The organism is Flagellimonas eckloniae, from assembly GCF_001413955.1.
GTDB lineage: Bacteria > Bacteroidota > Bacteroidia > Flavobacteriales > Flavobacteriaceae > Flagellimonas > Flagellimonas eckloniae.
This window is the reverse complement of the sequence record NZ_LCTZ01000002.1, coordinates 689,596-709,165: the sequence shown is the minus strand read 5'-3', so window position 1 is coordinate 709,165 and position 19,570 is coordinate 689,596. Positions and strand designations below refer to the sequence as shown.

Annotated in this window: 17 protein-coding genes; 5 read left to right on the top strand and 12 right to left on the bottom strand. The window is 37.1% G+C overall.

Annotation, left to right across the window (positions count from 1 at the left end):
* Window positions 1-17: 17 nt before the first annotated feature.
* The 10 genes from AAY42_RS03115 to AAY42_RS03070 form a co-directional block, all read right to left on the bottom strand.
* Window positions 18-1,610: an NADP-dependent glyceraldehyde-3-phosphate dehydrogenase gene (locus tag AAY42_RS03115; protein WP_055392541.1), complete on the bottom strand. Its 1,593-nt coding sequence runs from the start codon at window positions 1,608-1,610 to the stop codon at window positions 18-20.
* Between the two features lie 57 nt (window positions 1,611-1,667).
* On the bottom strand, window positions 1,668-3,143 hold the full coding sequence (gene ilvC / locus AAY42_RS03110) for a ketol-acid reductoisomerase (protein WP_055392540.1): 1,476 nt from the start codon (window positions 3,141-3,143) through the stop codon (window positions 1,668-1,670).
* Window positions 3,144-3,165: 22 nt separating this feature from the next.
* Entirely contained in the window at window positions 3,166-3,693 is a 528-nt protein-coding gene (gene ilvN, locus AAY42_RS03105) for an acetolactate synthase small subunit (protein ID WP_055392539.1), read from the bottom strand.
* Window position 3,694: 1 nt separating this feature from the next.
* Window positions 3,695-4,276, bottom strand: a complete 582-nt coding sequence (locus AAY42_RS03100) for an O-methyltransferase (protein WP_055392538.1) — start codon at window positions 4,274-4,276, stop codon at window positions 3,695-3,697.
* The gene (ilvB, locus tag AAY42_RS03095; RefSeq protein WP_055392537.1) at window positions 4,276-6,009 is read right to left on the bottom strand and encodes a biosynthetic-type acetolactate synthase large subunit; all 1,734 of its coding nucleotides are present in this window, start codon (window positions 6,007-6,009) and stop codon (window positions 4,276-4,278) included. The genes AAY42_RS03100 and ilvB overlap by 1 nt, the downstream gene beginning before the upstream one ends.
* Before the next feature lie 12 nt (window positions 6,010-6,021).
* Entirely contained in the window at window positions 6,022-7,698 is a 1,677-nt protein-coding gene (gene ilvD / locus AAY42_RS03090) for a dihydroxy-acid dehydratase (RefSeq protein ID WP_055392536.1), read from the bottom strand.
* Between the two features lie 325 nt (window positions 7,699-8,023).
* The gene (locus AAY42_RS03085; RefSeq protein ID WP_055392535.1) at window positions 8,024-8,863 is read right to left on the bottom strand and encodes a 5-oxoprolinase subunit C family protein; all 840 of its coding nucleotides are present in this window, start codon (window positions 8,861-8,863) and stop codon (window positions 8,024-8,026) included.
* Window positions 8,856-9,587, bottom strand: a complete 732-nt coding sequence (gene pxpB, locus AAY42_RS03080) for a 5-oxoprolinase subunit PxpB (protein WP_055392534.1) — start codon at window positions 9,585-9,587, stop codon at window positions 8,856-8,858. The genes AAY42_RS03085 and pxpB overlap by 8 nt, the downstream gene beginning before the upstream one ends.
* Complete coding sequence (pxpA, locus tag AAY42_RS03075; RefSeq protein WP_055392533.1) at window positions 9,584-10,327, bottom strand: 5-oxoprolinase subunit PxpA; 744 nt, start codon at window positions 10,325-10,327, stop codon at window positions 9,584-9,586. The genes pxpB and pxpA overlap by 4 nt, the downstream gene beginning before the upstream one ends.
* A complete protein-coding gene (locus tag AAY42_RS03070) occupies window positions 10,328-11,521 on the bottom strand; it encodes an Nramp family divalent metal transporter (RefSeq protein WP_055392532.1) in 1,194 nt (397 codons plus the stop codon). It lies immediately after the preceding gene.
* Window positions 11,522-11,700: 179 nt separating this feature from the next.
* Between AAY42_RS03070 and AAY42_RS03065 the strand changes: the two genes are divergently transcribed.
* Entirely contained in the window at window positions 11,701-12,144 is a 444-nt protein-coding gene (locus tag AAY42_RS03065; RefSeq protein ID WP_055392531.1) for a hypothetical protein, read from the top strand.
* On the opposite strand, the gene AAY42_RS03060 is transcribed toward AAY42_RS03065, so the two are convergent.
* Together AAY42_RS03060 and AAY42_RS03055 are read right to left on the bottom strand one after the other, a co-directional pair.
* Complete coding sequence (locus tag AAY42_RS03060) at window positions 12,141-12,551, bottom strand: hypothetical protein (protein WP_055392530.1); 411 nt, start codon at window positions 12,549-12,551, stop codon at window positions 12,141-12,143. The genes AAY42_RS03065 and AAY42_RS03060 overlap by 4 nt on opposite strands.
* Before the next feature lie 165 nt (window positions 12,552-12,716).
* Window positions 12,717-14,252 carry a YifB family Mg chelatase-like AAA ATPase gene (locus tag AAY42_RS03055; RefSeq protein WP_055392529.1) on the bottom strand — a complete coding sequence of 512 codons (1,536 nt, stop codon included), beginning with the start codon at window positions 14,250-14,252 and terminating at the stop codon, window positions 12,717-12,719.
* Window positions 14,253-14,419: 167 nt separating this feature from the next.
* Here AAY42_RS03055 and AAY42_RS03050 point away from each other — a divergent pair, with 167 nt between their 5' ends.
* From AAY42_RS03050 to AAY42_RS03035, 4 genes are all read left to right on the top strand, one after another.
* Complete coding sequence (locus AAY42_RS03050; RefSeq protein ID WP_055392528.1) at window positions 14,420-15,133, top strand: LytR/AlgR family response regulator transcription factor; 714 nt, start codon at window positions 14,420-14,422, stop codon at window positions 15,131-15,133.
* 166 nt (window positions 15,134-15,299) lie between these two features.
* Complete coding sequence (locus tag AAY42_RS03045; RefSeq protein ID WP_055392527.1) at window positions 15,300-16,919, top strand: vitamin K epoxide reductase family protein; 1,620 nt, start codon at window positions 15,300-15,302, stop codon at window positions 16,917-16,919.
* Window positions 16,920-17,048: 129 nt separating this feature from the next.
* Complete coding sequence (locus tag AAY42_RS03040) at window positions 17,049-17,249, top strand: hypothetical protein (RefSeq protein WP_055392526.1); 201 nt, start codon at window positions 17,049-17,051, stop codon at window positions 17,247-17,249.
* Window positions 17,250-17,308: 59 nt separating this feature from the next.
* On the top strand, window positions 17,309-19,501 hold the full coding sequence (locus AAY42_RS03035; protein WP_055392525.1) for a peptidase domain-containing ABC transporter: 2,193 nt from the start codon (window positions 17,309-17,311) through the stop codon (window positions 19,499-19,501).
* Window positions 19,502-19,570: the final 69 nt, after the last annotated feature.

Below are 19,570 nucleotides of genomic sequence, written 5' to 3'. Positions count from 1 at the left end.
CCCAACACTAATACGGATTATAAAATATAATCCGTACTTAAAAAGTTGCTCACTTTGGCTTCCAATAGTTGCTCAATAGTTTCATTGTTCAACTCATTATCCTTAAAGGCCACAAACGTACGTACTGAAAAAGAACGTAATGCATCGTGCACACTTAGTGTGGATTGCGCTGAGTCTTTTCTACCTGTAAATGGGTATACATCTGGCCCACGCTGGCAAGAACTGTTCAAATTTACTCGACAAACGAGATTGGCAAGTGTGTCAATCAATGGAGAAAGTGTATATACATCTTTTCCAAACAAACTTACCTGCTGTCCATAGTTTGACTCAGCCATATCGTTCAGAGGTTCTTCAATATCCTTAAAAGAAAGAATCGGGATTATAGGACCAAACTGTTCTTCTTCGTATACCCGCATGTCTTTTGTAACAGGATACAGAACTGCTGGCCAAATATAGTTATCCGATTGTTTACCCCCTTTTTTATTCTTGACCCTAGCTCCTTTTGTCTTGGCATCATCCAACAATTCTTGGATATATGCTGGTTTTCCAGGTTCAGGTAATGGAGTTAGTTTTGCTCCATCATCCCATGGGTTGCCAAACTTTAATGCATCTACCTTTTCAGAAAATCGTTTTAAGAACTCATCCTTGATATCCTCATGTATATAAACCACTTTTAAGGCCGTACAACGCTGCCCATTAAAAGATAATGTACCTGCCAAACATTCGTTTATGGTAAGGTCTAAATCAGCATCTGGTAAAATAATTGCCGGGTTTTTAGCTTCCAATCCTAAAACCAATCGTAATCTATTGCTCTTTGGATGCTGGTCTTGCAACGCATTGGCTGATTTACTGTTTCCAATCAATGCCAATACATCAACTTTGCCTGTTTTCATAATTGGAGCTGCCACTGCCCTACCCCTTCCAAAAAGAATATTCACTACTCCTTTGGGAAAACTACTTTGAAACGCTTCCAAAAGTGGCGTAATCAACAAAACACCATGCTTTGCAGGTTTAAAAACCGTAGTGTTTCCCATTATGATTGCCGGAATCAAGAGGGCAAATGTTTCATTCAATGGATAGTTGTAAGGTCCCAAGCACAATACCACGCCTAGAGGGCCCCTGCGAATATGTGCGTATACTCCATCGTGTTTTTGAAACTTGGCAGAATCACGATCCAATTGTTTATAATCCTCAATGGTATCGTAAATGTATTCTACTGTTCGGTCAAACTCCTTTTGTGAATCTGGTAGAGATTTACCTATCTCCCACATCAGCAGTTTTACAACCTCTTCCCGCTTCGCTTCCATCTTTTTCACAAAGGCCTCCATACACTCTATACGATCTTTCACCTTCATTGTTGGCCACACACCTTGACCTTGGTTATATGCACCCACAGCCGCATCCAAAGCATCCATGGCTTCTGGTTCGCCCATATCAGGAATACTGCCCAATAGTGTTGGGGCATATTCTGCTGTTGATGAAATCGTTGAAAACACTTCTGTGATATTTCCATTCCATTTCTTTAATTCACCATTAACAAGATATTCTTGTTGATGAATTTGTTCTTTTATTTGAAATTCTTCAGGTATTTCAAGAGTTGCTTTTTTCATGTGTTCAAATAGGTTTTGAGTAATTAAAAAATCCCCGATTGCTCAGGGATTTAGTCGTTATACAATGGGTTTCATTGCAGTCATGGATTCCCGCAATCGAGCACCCACAATTTCAACAGGATGTTCTCGTAATGCTTTGTTTACTGCAATCAATTTTACGTTGTCCACGCCATTGCCTTTACCTTCGCCAAAGTGTTTGCCAATAATATCCGTATCTACGGTATTCATAAAATCGGTCAATAACGGTTTGCAAGCATGATCAAATAAATAACAACCATATTCTGCAGTATCCGAAATTACACGGTTCATTTCAAACAATTTCTTTCTTGCAATAGTGTTCGCAATCAATGGGGTTTCATGTAATGACTCATAGTAAGCAGATTCTCCAATGATTCCTGACTCTGTCATGGTTTCATAGGCCAGCTCCACTCCAGATTTTACAAAGGCAACCATCAATACGCCATTGTCATAAAACTCTTGCTCCGAAATTTCAACAGCTCCAGCCGGAGTCTTTTCAAAAGCGGTATCTCCCGTAGCTGCTCTCCAATCCAATAAATTTTTGTCTCCGTTTGCCCAATCTTCCATCATAGTTTTGGAGAAATGACCACTCATAATATCATCCATGTGTTTCTGGAACAACGGACGCATAATATCTTTCAATTCTTCCGCCAAATCAAATGCCTTTATCTTGGCTGGGTTGGACAATCTATCCATCATGTTGGTGATTCCCCCATATTTTAATCCTTCGGTAATAGTTTCCCATCCGTATTGAATCAATTTTGAAGCATACCCTGCATCAATCCCTTTTTCCAACATTTTATTAAAGGAAAGTATAGATCCTGTTTGCAACAATCCACATAGAATTGTTTGCTCTCCCATTAAATCGGATTTTACTTCAGCTACGAAAGAAGACTCCAAAACTCCAGCTTTGTGTCCTCCTGTACCAGCAGCATAGGCTTTTGCTTGCTCTAGACCTTTGCCTTCTGGATCATTCTCTGGGTGTACCGCAATCAATGTAGGTACTCCAAAACCTCTTTTGTATTCCTCACGCACCTCAGAACCCGGGCTTTTTGGTGCAACCATGATTACCGTTAGGTCTTCACGAACCTGCATCCCCTCTTCCACAATATTGAAGCCATGCGAATAAGAAAGCGTAGCGCCCTTTTTCATAAGAGGCATAACCGTACTTACTACATTGGTGTGCTGTTTGTCTGGAGTTAGATTGATAACCAAATCCGCAGTAGGAATCAGTTCTTCATAGGTCCCTACATTAAAATTGTTCTCCTTGGCATTTTTATAGGACTGTCTTTGCTCTTTTATGGCGGCTTCCCGTAAAGTGTATGAAATATCCAATCCTGAATCCCTCATATTCAGACCTTGGTTAAGACCTTGAGCCCCACAACCAACAATTACAATTTTTTTACCTTTTAGTGCTGTTACACCATCTGCAAACTCGCTGGCATCCATGAACCTGCATTTTCCCAATTGTGTCAATTGATCTCGTAGTGATAGTGTATTAAAATAATTTGTCATTTTATTTTTTGGTTTACGCTGTTTATTTATTTTGAAATTCTGATAAGATATTTGTGATTGGCATGGCCGCCTTACTGACCGTAATTCTTCCGGAACGAACAAATTGCATTATTCCATAGGGCTCCAAAGCATCGTGCATTTCATCAATTTCATGCCTGCGACCCGTTTTTGCCAACACAAAAAAGTCTCTTGCTACCGTAACAATTTGAGAATTGCTCTCTTTTATAATATTTTGAATTTGTCGTTCATCAAACAACAAATGGGATTCTATTTTAAAAAGGGCAGATTCTTGATAAATGGTTTCATCGTCTGTATGATAAAAAGCCTTGATAACTTCAATCTGCTTTTCAATTTGACCTACAATTTTTCTAGTCCATTCCTCGGAAGCAAAAATGACGATGGTAAATTTGGATACGTTTTCAATTTCTGACTTTGAAACATTTAAGCTTTCAATATTAATGTGACGCTTTAAGAATATACCTGATATTCTATTCAGCAGTCCAATATTGTTTTCTGAATAAACCGATATGGTATACCATTGTTTTTCCATACTATTTTATTTTAACCGCAACTATTACTCCTGTTGACCAGTCCATTTTTGTAATTGTAAAATCCTCCCTTGATTCCAGAATATCAACCAAGTCGGATACATTATTTTCATGACCCGCTGGCCAATTCGGTTGAGTTTTCATATCATCAATCACATAAAATCCACCTTCGTTTATCAAAGTCAATGTTTGATCTAAAAAACTATACTTTCCAGGCCATGCATCTGCAAAAATCAAATCAAATTTTCCGCCCTTGTATCCTGATAACCAGTTTTCGCCATCTTCGCATATCAATTCCAGTCTTTTTTCTTCCCCAAAAAAATGTTCAGCAATTTGAATGAGTTCCTTATCATTGTCTATACTGATGAGTTTGGAGTTTTTATCCATTCCTTCCAGCATCCATACAAGTGAAAGACTCATCCCAGTTCCAAGCTCTAAAAAATTTCCAGCAGGTTTGGAGGAAATCAATGTTTTTAGCAAAGTACCGATGTACATATCCGAAGGCATGGTAAAACCAATCTCTTCCGATTTCGCAAGTAATTCTGGATATATGCTTGGCGCATCTAAAATCTTGGTCTGATCCATTATTTTAATCTGATATCAGAAACTGATGCCCCAGAAGGAATCATGGGAAATACATTATCTTCTTTTTCCACCTTAACTTCTAAAAAATAGGGGTCTTTGGATGCCATCATTTCTGCAACAGTGTCCTCAAGCTCTGACCGTTGGGACACCCTTTTTGATTTGATATGATACCCTTCTGCAATCTTTACAAAATCTGGGTTTACCATTACCGTGGAGGCATATCTACTTTCAAAGAAAAGTTCCTGCCACTGACGTACCATTCCTAAATGATCGTTATTAAGAACCACTATTTTAACAGGAACGCTATGCTGAAAAATAACCCCTAGTTCTTGAATTGTCATTTGATACCCTCCATCTCCAATAATTGCCACCACTTCACGGTCCATTGCTCCCATCTTGGCACCTATCGCAGCTGGTAATGCAAATCCCATCGTTCCCAATCCACCAGAGGTAATATTGCTTTTGGATTGTTTGAACTTGGCATATCTACAGGCAATCATTTGGTGTTGCCCCACATCCGTTACAATAACTGCCTTGTGCTCGGACGCAATATTGATCTGTTCAATAACTTCACCCATGGTAAGACCCTCTTTTGTGGGTGTGATATCATTTTTTATAACCGTATCAAACTCTATTTGATGCTTTTTGTCAAACTCAATCTTCCATTCTTTATGCTCATTTTTATGAACCATGGGCAATAACAAATCCAACGTTTGTTTCGCGTTACCCAGTACAGCAACATCTGCATTTACATTTTTATTGATTTCAGCCGGGTCAATTTCAAAATGTATAACCTTCGCTTGCTTGGCATAGGTATCCAAACTACCGGTAACACGATCATCAAAACGCATTCCGATAGCAATTAGAAGATCGCATTCATTGGTAAGTACATTTGGGCCGTAGTTCCCATGCATACCCACCATACCTACATTTAATGGATGACTGGTATCCATAGCGGATAGGCCTAAAATAGTCCATGCGGCAGGAATTCCGGTCTTCTCAACAAATGCTTTCAATTCTTCTTCTGCTTCTCCCAAAATAACACCTTGTCCAAAAACAATCATGGGTTTTTCGGCAACATTGATAAGTTCAGCCGCAGCTTCAATAGCCTTTATATCCGGTTTAGGGACTGGCTTATAACTACGAACACCTGAACATTTTTCATATGTAAAGTCCAACTCATCAAATTGGGCATTTTTGGTAATATCTATCAAAACCGGCCCTGGTCTTCCTGATCTGGCTATATAAAAAGCTTTTGCCATAATTTCGGGAATCTCATCAGCATGGGTAATTTGATAGTTCCATTTGGTTACTGGAGTGGATATTCCTACAATATCAGTTTCTTGAAAGGCATCCGACCCCAATAAATGCCTTGGTACCTGACCCGTAATACAAACCATTGGAGTTGAATCTATTTGGGCATCGGCCAATCCCGTTACCAAGTTCGTCGCACCCGGTCCTGAGGTTGCCATGGCCACACCCACTTTTCCGCTTACCCTTGCATATCCCTGAGCAGCATGTGTTGCACCTTGTTCATGTCTAGTTAATACGTGGGTTAATTTATCTTGGAATTTATAAAGCTCATCATATATTGGCATGATTGCCCCTCCGGGATATCCGTAGATCAAGTCCACACCCTCTGCCAATAAACAATGTATAACTGCTTCTGCACCACTTATTTTGAGTGTGGTTGAATTTTTGGCATCCTTTTTTTGTTCTTTCAGTGTTTCCATAAAACAACTGTTTTAAATCAAATCAGTAACACAACCCTGAGAGGCGGATGAAACCGTTTTGGCGTATTTGTACAAACTTCCTTTTTTAACTTTTAACGGGGGTTGTTTCCAGTTTGTTCTTCTTTCAGCTATTTCAGAATCGGTTAGATCAACTGAAATCTGGTTCTTCTCTGCATCAATGGTAATAACGTCACCATCTTTCAACAAACCGATCAACCCTCCTTCTTGCGCTTCCGGACAAACGTGTCCCACAACAAACCCATGAGTTCCTCCGGAAAATCTTCCGTCGGTAATCAAGGCGACATCTTTTCCAAGGCCAGCTCCCATAATCGCAGCTGTCGGTTTAAGCATTTCCGGCATGCCCGGCCCTCCTTTTGGCCCTTCATACCGAATAACCACAACATCTCCTTTGCTTACTTCTCCCCTTCCAATTCCGGCATTAGCCAAAAATTCATCGTCATATACTTTTGCAGGACCTGAGAAATGCAATCCTTCTTTACCTGTAATCTTTGCAACCGCTCCATCTTCTGCCAAATTCCCGTAGAGAATACGCAAGTGGCCCGTCTCTTTAATAGGGGCATCAATAGGTTTTATCACATCCTGACCCGATGAAAGTTCAGGGAGATCTGCTAGATTTTCAGCAATTGTTTTTCCTGTGACCGTAAGACAATCGCCATGGAGCATTCCGTTTTCCAACATAAACTTCATTACCGCTGGGGTTCCTCCCACACGATGAAGGTCTTCCATCAAATATTTTCCACTTGGCTTTAAATCGGCCAAAAATGGTGTGGTATCGCTAATTTTCTGAAAATCATCAATTGTAAAATCAACTTCAGCAGCTTTGGCGATAGCCAAAAAGTGTAGAACGGCATTCGTAGAACCACCAAGAAGGGTCAGCAAACGAATTGCATTTTCAAACGATTTTCTTGTAATAATATCACTTGGTTTAATATCATTTTCAATCAAGTGCCTTAATGCAAAACCAGAGTTTATAGCATCTTTTTGCTTTTCCTTTCCAATTGCAGGATTGGATGAATTGTATGGCATTGCCATGCCCAAGGCTTCAATGGCTGATGCCATTGTGTTTGCCGTGTACATACCTCCACAAGCTCCTGCACCCGGACACGCATTTTGAATAACACCTTTGTAATCATCCTCATCCATGGTTCCAGCCACTTTCTCACCCCATGCTTCAAAAGCGGAAACAATATCCAATTTTTTATCCTTGAAACAGCCAGAAGCAATAGTTCCTCCATACACCATGACAGAGGGTCTATTTAAACGAATCATTGCCATAAGTGCACCGGGCATATTTTTATCACATCCCACAACAGTGACCAATCCATCATAATTCATTGCCTGAACAACGGTTTCCATGGAATCTGCAATAATATCTCTTGATGGAAGTGAATAACGCATTCCATACGTGCCCATTGAAATGCCATCACTAACGCCTATGGTATTGAACACTAAACCTACCAATCCACCCTTGTTTGTACCTGATTTGACTTCTTGAGCCAAATCATTCAAATGCATATTACAGGGGTTCCCCTCGTAGCCCGTACTGCCAATTCCAATCAGCGGTTTTTTAAGATCCTCCTCATTTAGTCCAATGGCATAAAGCATTGCTTGTGCCGCGGGTTGTGTTGGGTCTTGAGTGACATTTTTACTAAACTTGTTCAGCTCCATTAATAGAATTATTTCAAATCTTGGATTTCTTTAGATTTACTTCAATATTCAAAGATAAATGTTTAAAAAGGCCAATAATTTTAACACATTTATTGTGTTTAAATTCATTTAAAATAATATTGACCCATATTGCTGTATGTCAGCAATTTAACGTCAAACAAAATATCATATTCAATCATTTTTTAGGCATGTGGAGAAGTGAAATATTACCTTATCTTATGGGTCACAAATCAATTTTGGAATTGAATAAAAGGTATGCGCTGGATAGGTGTCTTCTGACCCAATTAGAAAATTTCATTAATAGTGTACCTAAAATCTGAAGTCTCTAAGTAAGTTTAAAATTGATGAAGTCTCCAAATTTTTTCTGTGCCAAAACGCAAATTGAGGTTTCGGAAAGTTGTAAGATTCTCGGGTATCCACCTGTGGTCTGACCGTCTTTCATTAAAACAATCAACTTGCCCGCTGGTGTAAGTTGAACAGTTCCTGGTAAAGTGGCAGAGGTCAACATAGAATATGAATGGCCCTCAATTTTCTCATCCAATTGATACGCCATTCGGTTATTTTTTTTCGAGATTGTAAAATCTTTGGAAAAAAGTGCCTCCAAATGATTGTCCGTTAAAATATTGAACTCTGGTCCTCTTTGGACCTCCAAAAAGTCAAAATCTAAATAGGTATCCATCTTTACTTCTGATATCTTGGGTTCAAATAAATTACAAACTTCATACTGGATTTCTTCATTCTCCGAAATGCATTTTTTTGAGGTTAATGGAACATATTGCGAGTAACTCCCCAATATTTTTTCGGTTTTCAGTCCGCCTTTTACCGCTAAATAACTTCTAAAACCTTTTTCAAGTCTACCATAGGAAAGGATATCCCCCGAAGAAACTTTGTATACTTTATAATTTTCAACAGGCTCGTTGTTCAATGTTGGTGAAATCAATGCTCCTGCCAAACATACATATGTATTTTCCTCAAATAACAAAGTTGGCCCGGTCATCGTAATTTCGAGTACCGCTGCGGAAGATTCATTTTCAAGCAATGTATTAATTCTTTCTACGGAAATAGAATCCATCACCCCGGAAATGGGAACTCCTTTATTTCTGAAACCGAATCGGCCAGCATCTTGAATGGTAGTAAAAAAACCAGATTTTAATATTTTAAGCATTCAAAACGATTTTTTCTGGCGTATATATTCCTACTTCCCCTTCAATCTTATGCAGCTCGTATTCTGCGCGGGGTATTGCTTCAAACTTAATCTTATCTCCAACACTTACAAAACAGGGTTCTTCTGATTTTAAATTGAATACTGGTATTGGACAATTTCCAATTATGTTCCAACCACCAGGAGACTCTTGCGGATAAATGCCTGTTTGTTTTCCTGCCAATCCAACTGCACCTTTTTCAACCTTTAGCCTAGGTTCACTTTTACGCTGGGTTTCCAAACTTTTTGGCAACCCTCCCAAATACATGAAACCTGGTAAAAAACCTATTCCATAGACTATATATTCATGAGAAGAATGCATCTTTATAAGCTCCTCGATTGACATCTTTAACTCTTTCGACAATTCTTCCAAGTCTATGCCGAATTCCAAATCATAGCAAACAGGTAACTTCCATAGGTAGTTTTGCCGCTTTGAAGTACTGTCTGAATCTTTGTGCATTTTCAACAGTTGTTTTTCAATTGTTGAAAAATCTATTTTAGTTTTAAGATTGATAAGGGTTAATGAATTATAGGCTGGTATAAATTCCCAATCATTTTCAATTTCTAACTGCAGAAATGCCTGGAATCTTAGTATGTCATCCAAAATTACTTCTTCAACCTTATTGGGCCATTCTATTAAAACAGCGTTTTCACCAAAAGGTTTTATGGTAATGGGGTACTTATTCACTTGTTTGGTTGTACTTGGTGATTTGGCAATTCTTGTGAAAGATACATCAATATTTTCAAAGCCGAAGGTGTATCTCCATGGATACATAAGGTATCTGCAAGAATTTTTGGGCTTTGACCTGAAACCGTATTTACCGTATTTGTTTTTATTATTTGCACTATATGCATCAAAACTTCCTCAGGATCTTGTATCGAAGCATTCTCTTTTGTTCGTGACACCAAACTCAAATCAGGGTTATAATTTCTATCTCCAAAGGCTTCAAACTTTATTTTAAAATTTTGATTATCTGCTTCCTTTGCAATTTTCGAAGCATAGGGAGCATACAGATATACCTGCTCTTTATACTTTTCTATGGCTTTTAAAAAAATGATTGCCAATTGTCTGTCCTTTGCTATATCATTGTAAAGTGCCCCATGAGGTTTGATGTGGTGCAAATGGACATCTTCTTCTTTTACGATTTTAACAAAGGTATCCAGTTGTTCCTGAATGCTCTTTTGAAGTTTTTCTGGGGAAATATCCATAGTCTTTCGACCAAAATTTTCCTTATCTGGATAGCTTGGGTGTGCTCCTATTTTGACCTTATGTACTTTTGATAATTTTAGTATCTGTCTAATGGAATTTTCATCACCTGCATGACCCCCACATGCAATATTGCACGAAGTAATATATGGGAACAACTTTGTTTCGTTGCCAACTCCTTCACCTACATCAGAATTAATATCAATGTACCAGCTTTCCATTTAAAACAACCCAATTACTTTAAAGATACTTTTTGCACCCAAAATTAAGGATAGTATAATGATAAGGAAACCAAAGATGTTTTGAATCAGCGTATTCCGGAACTTCCCCATAACACTGGTCTTATTTACCATCCATATTAAAAGTATTGCGATTACCGGTAGTAATATGCCATTGGCAATCTGAGCGAATTTGATAACTTCAATGGGCTTAATATTAAATGACATGAACAAAACTCCCAAAAGGAGTATTGTACCCCAAACAACTCTATAGCGTCTATCCTTCATATCCGCATTCCACCCAAAACAGCTATTTGCTACATAAGCTGCAGCTAAGGGCGCAGTTATTGAAGAGGTAATTCCAGCCGCGAACAACCCAATGCCCATAAAATAAACTGCGGCATTACCAAATAGGGGTTGAAGTCCCATTGCCAAATCCATTGCCCCAGTTACATCTTGAGTTGGAATTGCAGTCGCTGCAATAACAATGGCCATAGAAACCAAGCCTCCCAATCCAATTGAAATCATGGTATCCCAACGTATTGCTTTAAGGTCGCTTCTTGACTTCCATTTCTCATTGACCAAAGAAGCATGTAGAAATAAATTATATGGAACCACAGTTGTTCCAACCAAGGCGATAACCGTAAGCAAACTATCCTTTGGCAGTAAAGGAACAAAAAGACCTTTTGCAACTTCTATTAGGTTAGGCTTTGTCAAAACTGCCGTTACAATAAAGGAGATACTCATTAAGGCAATCAATCCCACAAACGCTCGTTCCAGTATTTTATAATTACCAATCCAAAGTAGTATAAAAGCAAAGAATCCCACAATAAGCGGATAATACTGTTTATATGTATTTCCAAACAATGCTTCCATACCTAAGGTCGCACCTCCAATATTTCCTGCTTCATAGGCGGCGTTTCCAACTAATATAGCCCCTAAGATAATTGTGATTACGGCAATTCTAATCCATTTTGAAGTGATTTCGGATTTAATGACATCGGCCAATCCTTTTTGGGTAATGATTCCCAAACGCGCTGCCATTTCCTGTAAAACAATAGTGGCGAAAATGGAAAGCAGTAAAGCCCAAAGTAATGTATAACCAAAGGTGACCCCAGCTATAGTGCAGGCTGCAATTGTACCGGGGCCTATAAAAGCCGCGGCTATCAGTACTCCTGGTCCCATTTTTTTGAACATAGGCATCTATTTTATGGTTAGTCAAGGTAAGTGTTTTGCCACAAAAAATGCATTTCATCTAAAAAAATGCATTTCGTCTAAAAATAGGATGTTTTACATCGACATTTTATACGATTCTAAAAATGTCAAAGTTATAATAGTCCCAAATCGTATAATTGACCTAAACTTGACCAATACTTATGACGTGCAAGGATTGTGACAAAGCAATCGGGTATAAACAGCATAAAGAATCTATGGATTCTTTAGGTGTTGAACTCTGTGAGAGACATACTCGACTTATCAAAAAAATTATTCTCGACAACGGCACCCCTGTTGAGGCCATTCAACTGTTTTATGCATTGAAAGAAGCCGGCGCCCATCCCATGTTAGAATGGTGGGATGGAAAAAAATCTGTGGATGTAGCTATTTCAAGAGTAAAACTCAATATTGAAATTGACAAGGATTATAACATGATAACCCATGAACAAGCCATCAGTGATTTAGAAGAAGCTATGCATTCCTTTAAAAATGGCTTTACCACCGTTAGAATTCCTCATTTGGCAATTAAGTATTACTTAGATGATACTGTGCAAAATATTTTGGGAATAATTACCGGTCTAAAATCCAATATTAAAGCGATTTAATCGGAAAACAATAACTGTTTTCCGATGTTGTTTTTTTTGTATTCCAAAATATTGATGAGAATAGATTCCTCACCAATGTTTTCCAAATCATAGATGTGGTTTTTTCCCTCGAACTCAAAATATTCGGTATCGCCAGGGTTTATTTTTACCATAGATATCTTGCCATTACCAGAACGAGTGAGGGTCAAGCCGCCAGTAGTACATACACAACTAAAATTTGTGAAATGTTTTCTGAATGGAATACGTTCGCCTGGAATTAGCTTAATGTCCCAAAGTTTGACGCTCTCGTTCTCAAACACCAATCGCCCACCTAAAGATGGTGAAATCTCTTGGTGAAACAATTCATCTATCATTTTTTGCTCCCACGGATCAAAATTTCCAACTGGGTTTAACTCTACACATTGCATGGGTATTTTTTTAAAACGGCCGCAAAAGTACTCTAAAACAGCTCTTTAAGTTCAATTTGATGTAGGAATTAACTTATTTTTAAACATTTTGATAGTAATTTTCTCTTTTACTTAAGAAATTGAAGATGAAATACTTAAAAAATAATTTAAAATTAAATGATTGTGCTATCCCAACCATCCTTCCCTATCCAAACTTCTATATTGAATGGCCTCGGCAATATGGTCTCCAGAAATATTATCAGCCCTTTCTAAATCGGCAATCGTTCTTGAAACTTTCAAAATCCGGTCATAGGCCCTAGCCGAAAGATTAAGCCGTTCCATCGCATTTTTCAATAATTCTTTTGATGTAACATTCAACATACAAAACTCCCTAATCTGTTTTGTGTTCATTTGTGCATTGTAATGTAGATTTTCAATTTGTGCGAATCGCTTTGTTTGAATATCTCGTGCCCTGGTCACCCGTTTACGTATTGTCACACTGTTCTCAGCCTTATTATCATCAGATAATTTTTCAAAAGGCACTGGTGTTACTTCAATATGTATATCAATCCTATCCAACAAGGGGCCAGATATCTTTCCTAAATAACGCTGCATTTCAATTGAAGATGTGCTCACCGGGGCATCTTTGTCATTAAAATAACCGCTAGGGCTTGGATTCATACTCGCAACCAACATAAAGCTGCTTGGATACGTAACTGTAAATTTTGCTCTCGCAATGGTCACTTCCCTATCTTCCATGGGCTGACGCATGACTTCAAGAACCCTACGTTCAAATTCTGGCAGTTCGTCTAAAAAAAGAACCCCATTGTGCGATAAGGAAATTTCGCCAGGTTGGGGATAACTGCCCCCGCCAACAAGAGCAGCACTGCTTATTGTATGGTGCGGATTGCGAAAAGGCCTTTGACTCATTAATCCCATATTCTTCACCTTGCCAACCACACTATGTATTTTGGTCGTTTCCAATGCTTCATTCAAAGTCATTGGGGGTAAAATTGAGGGCAGTCGTTTTGCAAGCATTGTCTTCCCTGCTCCGGGAGGTCCTATCAGGATAATATTATGGCCTCCTGCAGCTGCAATTTCCATACAGCGTTTTATACTTTCTTGCCCTTTTACATCAGAAAAATCAAATTCAGGAAAATCCAACCTCTTATAAAACTCAGCCCGAGTATCCACATGGGTCCTTTCCAGTGGCTTTCCTAAATCAAAAAAAGCTATCACCTCTTCAATGTTCTCTACACCATAAACTTCTAAATCCCCAACTATTGCCGCTTCTTTCGCATTTTGATTTGGTAGAATGAACCCTTTGAAACCTTCCTCTTGGGCTTTTATGGCAATGGGCAGAGCTCCCTTTATTGGCTGAAGACTTCCATCCAAGGAAAGTTCTCCCATAATCAGGTATTTTTCTATGTCCTCTGATTTAATTTGATTGGAAGCGGCCAATATTCCCAACGCTAAGGTAAGATCATAAGCAGAACCTTCCTTTCGTAAATCGGCAGGAGCCATATTGATGGTGATTTTCTTTCCGGGAATTCGATATCCATTATTTTGAAGTGCCGCGGCAATACGGTAATTACTTTCTTTTATGGCATTATCGGGAAGGCCGACCAAATGATATCCTATTCCCTTGTCTACATTTACCTCTACAACAATTGTGGTGGCCTCTACCCCAAAGACGGAGCTACCAAATACTTTTATGAGCATATAGTTTTTTTAAGTCCAAAATGTTTTGAGGTAAGAAACGAAGATGGAGTGTTCTTATTTTTATCTAAAAATCAAGACAATAAAAGTATAATTATTTCACAAAACAATGTAAAACCCAAAATTACTTAATATTTTTATTTGCCCTTTAATCAGATTTATCCTACTTTATGAAGATTCTCATCATTGAACAAGAGTCAGAATCCTTTAACTCATTAAGAAGGGGTTTAGAAGAATCCTTCGCCTCTATACAAGTATTGGAACATGCCGATACCATTGAGCATGCAGTAAGTCTTATAAAAAAAATTAATCCTGATATTATTTTTATGAGTTTTTTACTTAAGGATGGTGACGTATTTGAGGTTTTAAAAAGAATTCGGGTTTTTGACTGCAAAATATGTTTTACCAGTGAATTCAATAGACACATTAACATGGTTTCGGTAAAGTCTTTAATTTCTTTAATGCTAAACCCAACTAATGGTTCAAAAGTTCAAAAACATACATTGTCCAATAATCAATATTTTAATAATAACAAAAATGGTTCTTATTCATTTTATAATCCTAACGCCAAACTATTTTTGCCTAAAGGTGGTGAACATGTTGCAGTAAAGACTAGTGAGATAATAAAATGTGTAGCAGATGGAAATTTTACTTTTTTTTATTTAACTGGACAAAAACACTATGTTTCACAACCTATCAAATATTATGACATGTTGTTGTCTGATAAAGGATTTTTTAGAATTAACAGATCAGTTTTGATTAATATAAATTATATAAAATCAATTAGTAAAAAAGAAGCTATTGTACTGACCAATAATGAAAAATTAATGGTTTCAAGACGAAATAAAGAAAAGTTAAAAAGACTTATTGAGCATTTTTCCTGAGTTACTTGCCGTTCATCAAAAAAGTAAGCTTATTCCTACTTTTGTATTCGCCTTTTATCAGTTTTGTCTAGTATTGTAATAGTGTATCTTTTACTTTAGATACCAAGCCTACCAAATTCAGTTCAAAGCCAATACAACTAACAACCCTAAAAACAGTATATGTTAGATGGATTTAGCTTTGTATTTTCTAATAAAAAGGTTTCTTGTTAATCAAAATTATCCAATAAATTCTGAAGAGTTAAAACTTCAATTACTGAGCCACCCTTCATATCCCAGCCTGCATTCGGTAACAGGTTTGTTAAATCATCTTGGAATAGAGAATATTGCATTAGAAGTACCTAAGGACATTGAAACGTTGAAAGAACTTCCAGATATATTCTTGTCAATCACTTCAACTCAAGAATACATACTTGTCCAAAAACAAGAAGAACATATCGAGCTTTTATTTGACAGTAAGGATAAAAAGAATGTTGCCACAAGTGAATTTTTGACTATCTGGAGTGGTATTGTAGTAGCCATTGAAAAAAAAGACTCCAATGAAATAGGTGAAAGTAGTCCTTACACAAAAAAAAATATCCCTTATTATCTTTTAGCAATTATAGTAATAGGTCTTTTCTTTTTTACGAAGCCTACGTTTTTCAATTCTATTCACTTCATATTATCATTAATTGGTTTGACCATAAGTGTCCTTATTGTAAAACATGATTTGGGTTATAAATCCAATACTATAGAAAAGCTATGTAGCTCGAATAAATCTTCAAGCTGTGATGCTGTTTTGAATTCTACTGGAGCATCAATATCAAAATATGTTAAACTTAGTGATGCATGTCTAATCTATTTTGTCTCAGTTACACTTTACTGGCTCTTAACGCAATCTTACTCCATACCACAATCAATTATAGCAGTACCAAGTATTTTATCCATTCTAGTTACCCCAGTCTCAATTTACTATCAATCCAGGGTAATTAAAAAATGGTGTCCATTATGTGTTGGTATAACCGGGGTGCTTTGGTTACAATTCTTTAGTTTGTTTATTAATATGGATATCTTCCAAAACCTAAATTTCGAGCTATCGGATAGTCTTTCACTTTTAATCAGTTTTCTGTTTGTTTCCGTTGCTTGGAGTTTTATTAGGCCCTTTATTAATAGGAGTTTGGAACTAAATAAACTCTACATATCCCATTATAAATTCATAAGGAATTTTGACTTGTTTGCATCTGCTCTAAATAAGAACAAAACTATAGATACGGATATTCATGAAATTGATGGGATGGAAATAATTTTAGGTAATAGAAATGCCCCATTGAGTATACTTCTGGTAACTAATCCACAATGCCACTATTGCAAGAAAGCACATTTTGATTTAGAAAAGATTTTAAATAAACATGCTCAGGACATCTCTATTATTATCCGTTTTAGTGTACATACCGAAAAGGACAATCTTGGTTTAAAGATATCACAAAGACTTCTAGAACTATATAATTCTCCTCAAATAGAACAATTTAAAAGTGCCATGCAAGAAGCCTATTCGGAAGAAGCAAATCTAGAGAAATGGATTGAAAAATGGGAAGCACCAAAGATTGGCTCTCATTTGAACGTGTTAGAAATGGAAAAAAAATGGTGTCTTGACCATGAAATCAATTTTACCCCCGCGCTATATGTAAACGGCAAAGAATACCCCAAGGAATATGAAAGAGAGTACCTCTCTTATTTTATTGAAGAACTAACTGAACTTTCCAATACTGTATTAGAAAACATAGAACATTTGGAAATGGTGGACAGATAACAATACTACCGATCACTCTCTTTTGGTGAGTAAAATTGTGAATTGAACAATTCACTTTCTCCAAAAAAGGACATAAACCTTGAGTGTCCTTAAGTGTTCAAGGAAAGTATAATTCTAAATTAATTTATCATGAAAAAGTTAGCAAGTTTAAAAGGTGTAAAAATGCTTAACAGAAATGAGCAAAAAACTATTACTGGAGGTGCTAAATGCTATCAAGGAGGTCATCCGGAATGTTGTGGAACAGGCCCACATCAATGCGGAACAGGTCCAAATGGTGGTGGCCTACTTGAAGGCTATCTAGATGGCAATCCTATTTGTCTTTGTTTCTAGAAAATAAACCTCAAAGTATCGACCCGTTTTAAAGTGGGTCGATGCTTTAATTATCCCAAATGAAAAAATTCCCACACTATAAACAAGCAGACCAAAAAGATTGTGGCCCTACTTGTCTTAAAATCATATCCAAATATTATGGGAAAATCATCAATATCCAAAGCTTACGCAATCTAGCAGAGACAACTCGGGAAGGAAGTAGCCTATTAGGTTTAAGTGAAGCCGCAGAACAAATAGGTTTTCACACTATAGGCATTAGGGTTAGTTTCTCAAAATTTCTGGAAGCAACGCTACCGTGCATAGTACATTGGAACAAAAATCATTTTGTAGTAGTCTACAAAATTAAAAAGGATATAATCTACGTGTCTGACCCGGCACATGGGCTAATTCAATATACAACAAAGGAGTTTTTAAAGTTTTGGATAGGAAATAATGCTACAAAAGAAACGGACGAAGGCATTGTACTTCTTCTTGAACCCACTCCAAAATTTTATAACGATAGTTTGGAAGATTTGGAAGACCCGAAATTTGATTTTGCCTTTGTCTCACGCTATCTTTTAAAATATAAAAAATTTATAGTACAACTATCTATTGGGCTTTTAGCTGGCAGTTTATTACAATTAATAGTTCCCTTTCTTACACAGAGCATTGTGGACGTTGGTATTCAAAACCAAGATATTAATTTCATTTTTTTAATACTCTTTGCTCAGTTATTTCTTTTCTTGGGAAGAACCTTGCTTGAAGTCATACGAGGATGGATTTTATTGCATTTGAGCACTCGAATCAACATTTCATTGATTTCTGATTTCTTTATTAAGCTCATGAACCTTCCCATTTCATTTTTCGACTCTAAAATGACGGGGGATTTATTACAACGTATAAATGATCATAAACGAATAGAAAAAATACTGACAACATCTTCCCTTAACGTATTATTTTCAATGGTAAACCTAGTTATTTTCGGAGTTGTTCTCGGGTATTACAGTTTGCAGATTTTTGGAATATTTCTTTTGGGAAGCGTACTGTATTTTGGATGGGTACTTTTCTTTTTCAAGCGACGAAAAACATTGGATTACAAACGCTTCTCTGAAGTAAGCCAGGAACAAAGTAAAGTCATTGAACTCATTAATGGAATGCAGGAAATTAAATTGCATAATGCAGAACGTCAAATGCGTTGGAATTGGGAATTTGTCCAAGCAAGGTTATTTAAAGTTGGCATTAAAAGCCTTGCTTTGGAACAAACACAGTCTGTAGGTTCCTCATTCATTAATGAACTGAAAAATATATTGATTACTGTAGTCGCTGCTAAGTTGGTAATCGATGGAGAAATTACCCTGGGCATGATGATGGCCATCACCTACATAGTTGGTCAATTAAATGCACCTGTTATGCAATTAATTAGTTTTCTGCGAGATGCACAGGATGCCAAAATATCCTTAGACCGTCTGGGAGAAATTCATAATAAAAAAGACGAGGAAAGTGCTTCTGATAAAAAAGTGACAAATATTCCAGATGATTCTGATTTCAGTTTACGGAATGTTTCATTTCGTTATACTGGTGGGTTAGAACCTGTTATAAAGAAATTGGATTTGGTGATTCCTGCGAACAAAGTAACTGCTATTGTCGGAGTAAGTGGCAGTGGCAAAACAACGCTTATGAAGTTACTTTTAGGCTTCTACAATATAGAAAAAGGGGAAATAGCAATCGGCAATCACAATCTTAAGAATATTTCTCAAAAAACATGGCGCTCCCACTGTGGAGTGGTTATGCAAGAGGGATATATTTTTAATGATACCATAGCAAAGAATATTGCTGTTGGAACTGATTTTATTGATGAAGAAAAATTATTACATGCAGTAAAGGTTGCAAATATAAAACCCTACATAGACGAATTACCATTGGGGTTCAACACCAAAATAGGAATGGAAGGCAGTGGACTCAGCACAGGGCAAAAACAACGTCTTTTAATTGCTCGTGCCGTATATAAAAATCCAAGATTCTTGTTTTTTGATGAGGCTACATCAGCCTTAGATGCAAATAATGAAAAAGTAATCATGGAAAATCTCGATGAGTTTTTTAAAAATAAGACCGTTGTGGTCATTGCCCATAGATTGAGTACAGTGAAAAATGCCAACCAAATTGTGGTTTTGGATGATGGTAAGATTGTAGAAGCAGGAACTCATAAGGAATTGACCAAACAACAAAAGAATTACTACAACCTAGTAAAAAACCAATTGGAACTGGGCAATTAAAATATTTTTCGCGAAGGATGGACACAAGCCATGAGTGTCGTTAACTGTTCGTGGTATTTATTAATATAA

Coding starts and splice junctions, on each gene's coding strand:
- AAY42_RS03115 (WP_055392541.1), bottom strand. CDS start 1,610: ATGAAAAAAGCAACTCTTGAAATACCTGAAGAATTTCAAATAAAAGAA.
- ilvC (WP_055392540.1), bottom strand. CDS start 3,143: ATGACAAATTATTTTAATACACTATCACTACGAGATCAATTGACACAA.
- ilvN (WP_055392539.1), bottom strand. CDS start 3,693: ATGGAAAAACAATGGTATACCATATCGGTTTATTCAGAAAACAATATT.
- AAY42_RS03100 (WP_055392538.1), bottom strand. CDS start 4,276: ATGGATCAGACCAAGATTTTAGATGCGCCAAGCATATATCCAGAATTA.
- ilvB (WP_055392537.1), bottom strand. CDS start 6,009: ATGGAAACACTGAAAGAACAAAAAAAGGATGCCAAAAATTCAACCACA.
- ilvD (WP_055392536.1), bottom strand. CDS start 7,698: ATGGAGCTGAACAAGTTTAGTAAAAATGTCACTCAAGACCCAACACAA.
- AAY42_RS03085 (WP_055392535.1), bottom strand. CDS start 8,863: ATGCTTAAAATATTAAAATCTGGTTTTTTTACTACCATTCAAGATGCT.
- pxpA (WP_055392533.1), bottom strand. CDS start 10,327: ATGGAAAGCTGGTACATTGATATTAATTCTGATGTAGGTGAAGGAGTT.
- AAY42_RS03070 (WP_055392532.1), bottom strand. CDS start 11,521: ATGTTCAAAAAAATGGGACCAGGAGTACTGATAGCCGCGGCTTTTATA.
- AAY42_RS03065 (WP_055392531.1), top strand. CDS start 11,701: ATGACGTGCAAGGATTGTGACAAAGCAATCGGGTATAAACAGCATAAA.
- AAY42_RS03060 (WP_055392530.1), bottom strand. CDS start 12,551: ATGCAATGTGTAGAGTTAAACCCAGTTGGAAATTTTGATCCGTGGGAG.
- AAY42_RS03055 (WP_055392529.1), bottom strand. CDS start 14,252: ATGCTCATAAAAGTATTTGGTAGCTCCGTCTTTGGGGTAGAGGCCACC.
- AAY42_RS03050 (WP_055392528.1), top strand. CDS start 14,420: ATGAAGATTCTCATCATTGAACAAGAGTCAGAATCCTTTAACTCATTA.
- AAY42_RS03045 (WP_055392527.1), top strand. CDS start 15,300: ATGGATTTAGCTTTGTATTTTCTAATAAAAAGGTTTCTTGTTAATCAA.
- AAY42_RS03040 (WP_055392526.1), top strand. CDS start 17,049: ATGAAAAAGTTAGCAAGTTTAAAAGGTGTAAAAATGCTTAACAGAAAT.
- AAY42_RS03035 (WP_055392525.1), top strand. CDS start 17,309: ATGAAAAAATTCCCACACTATAAACAAGCAGACCAAAAAGATTGTGGC.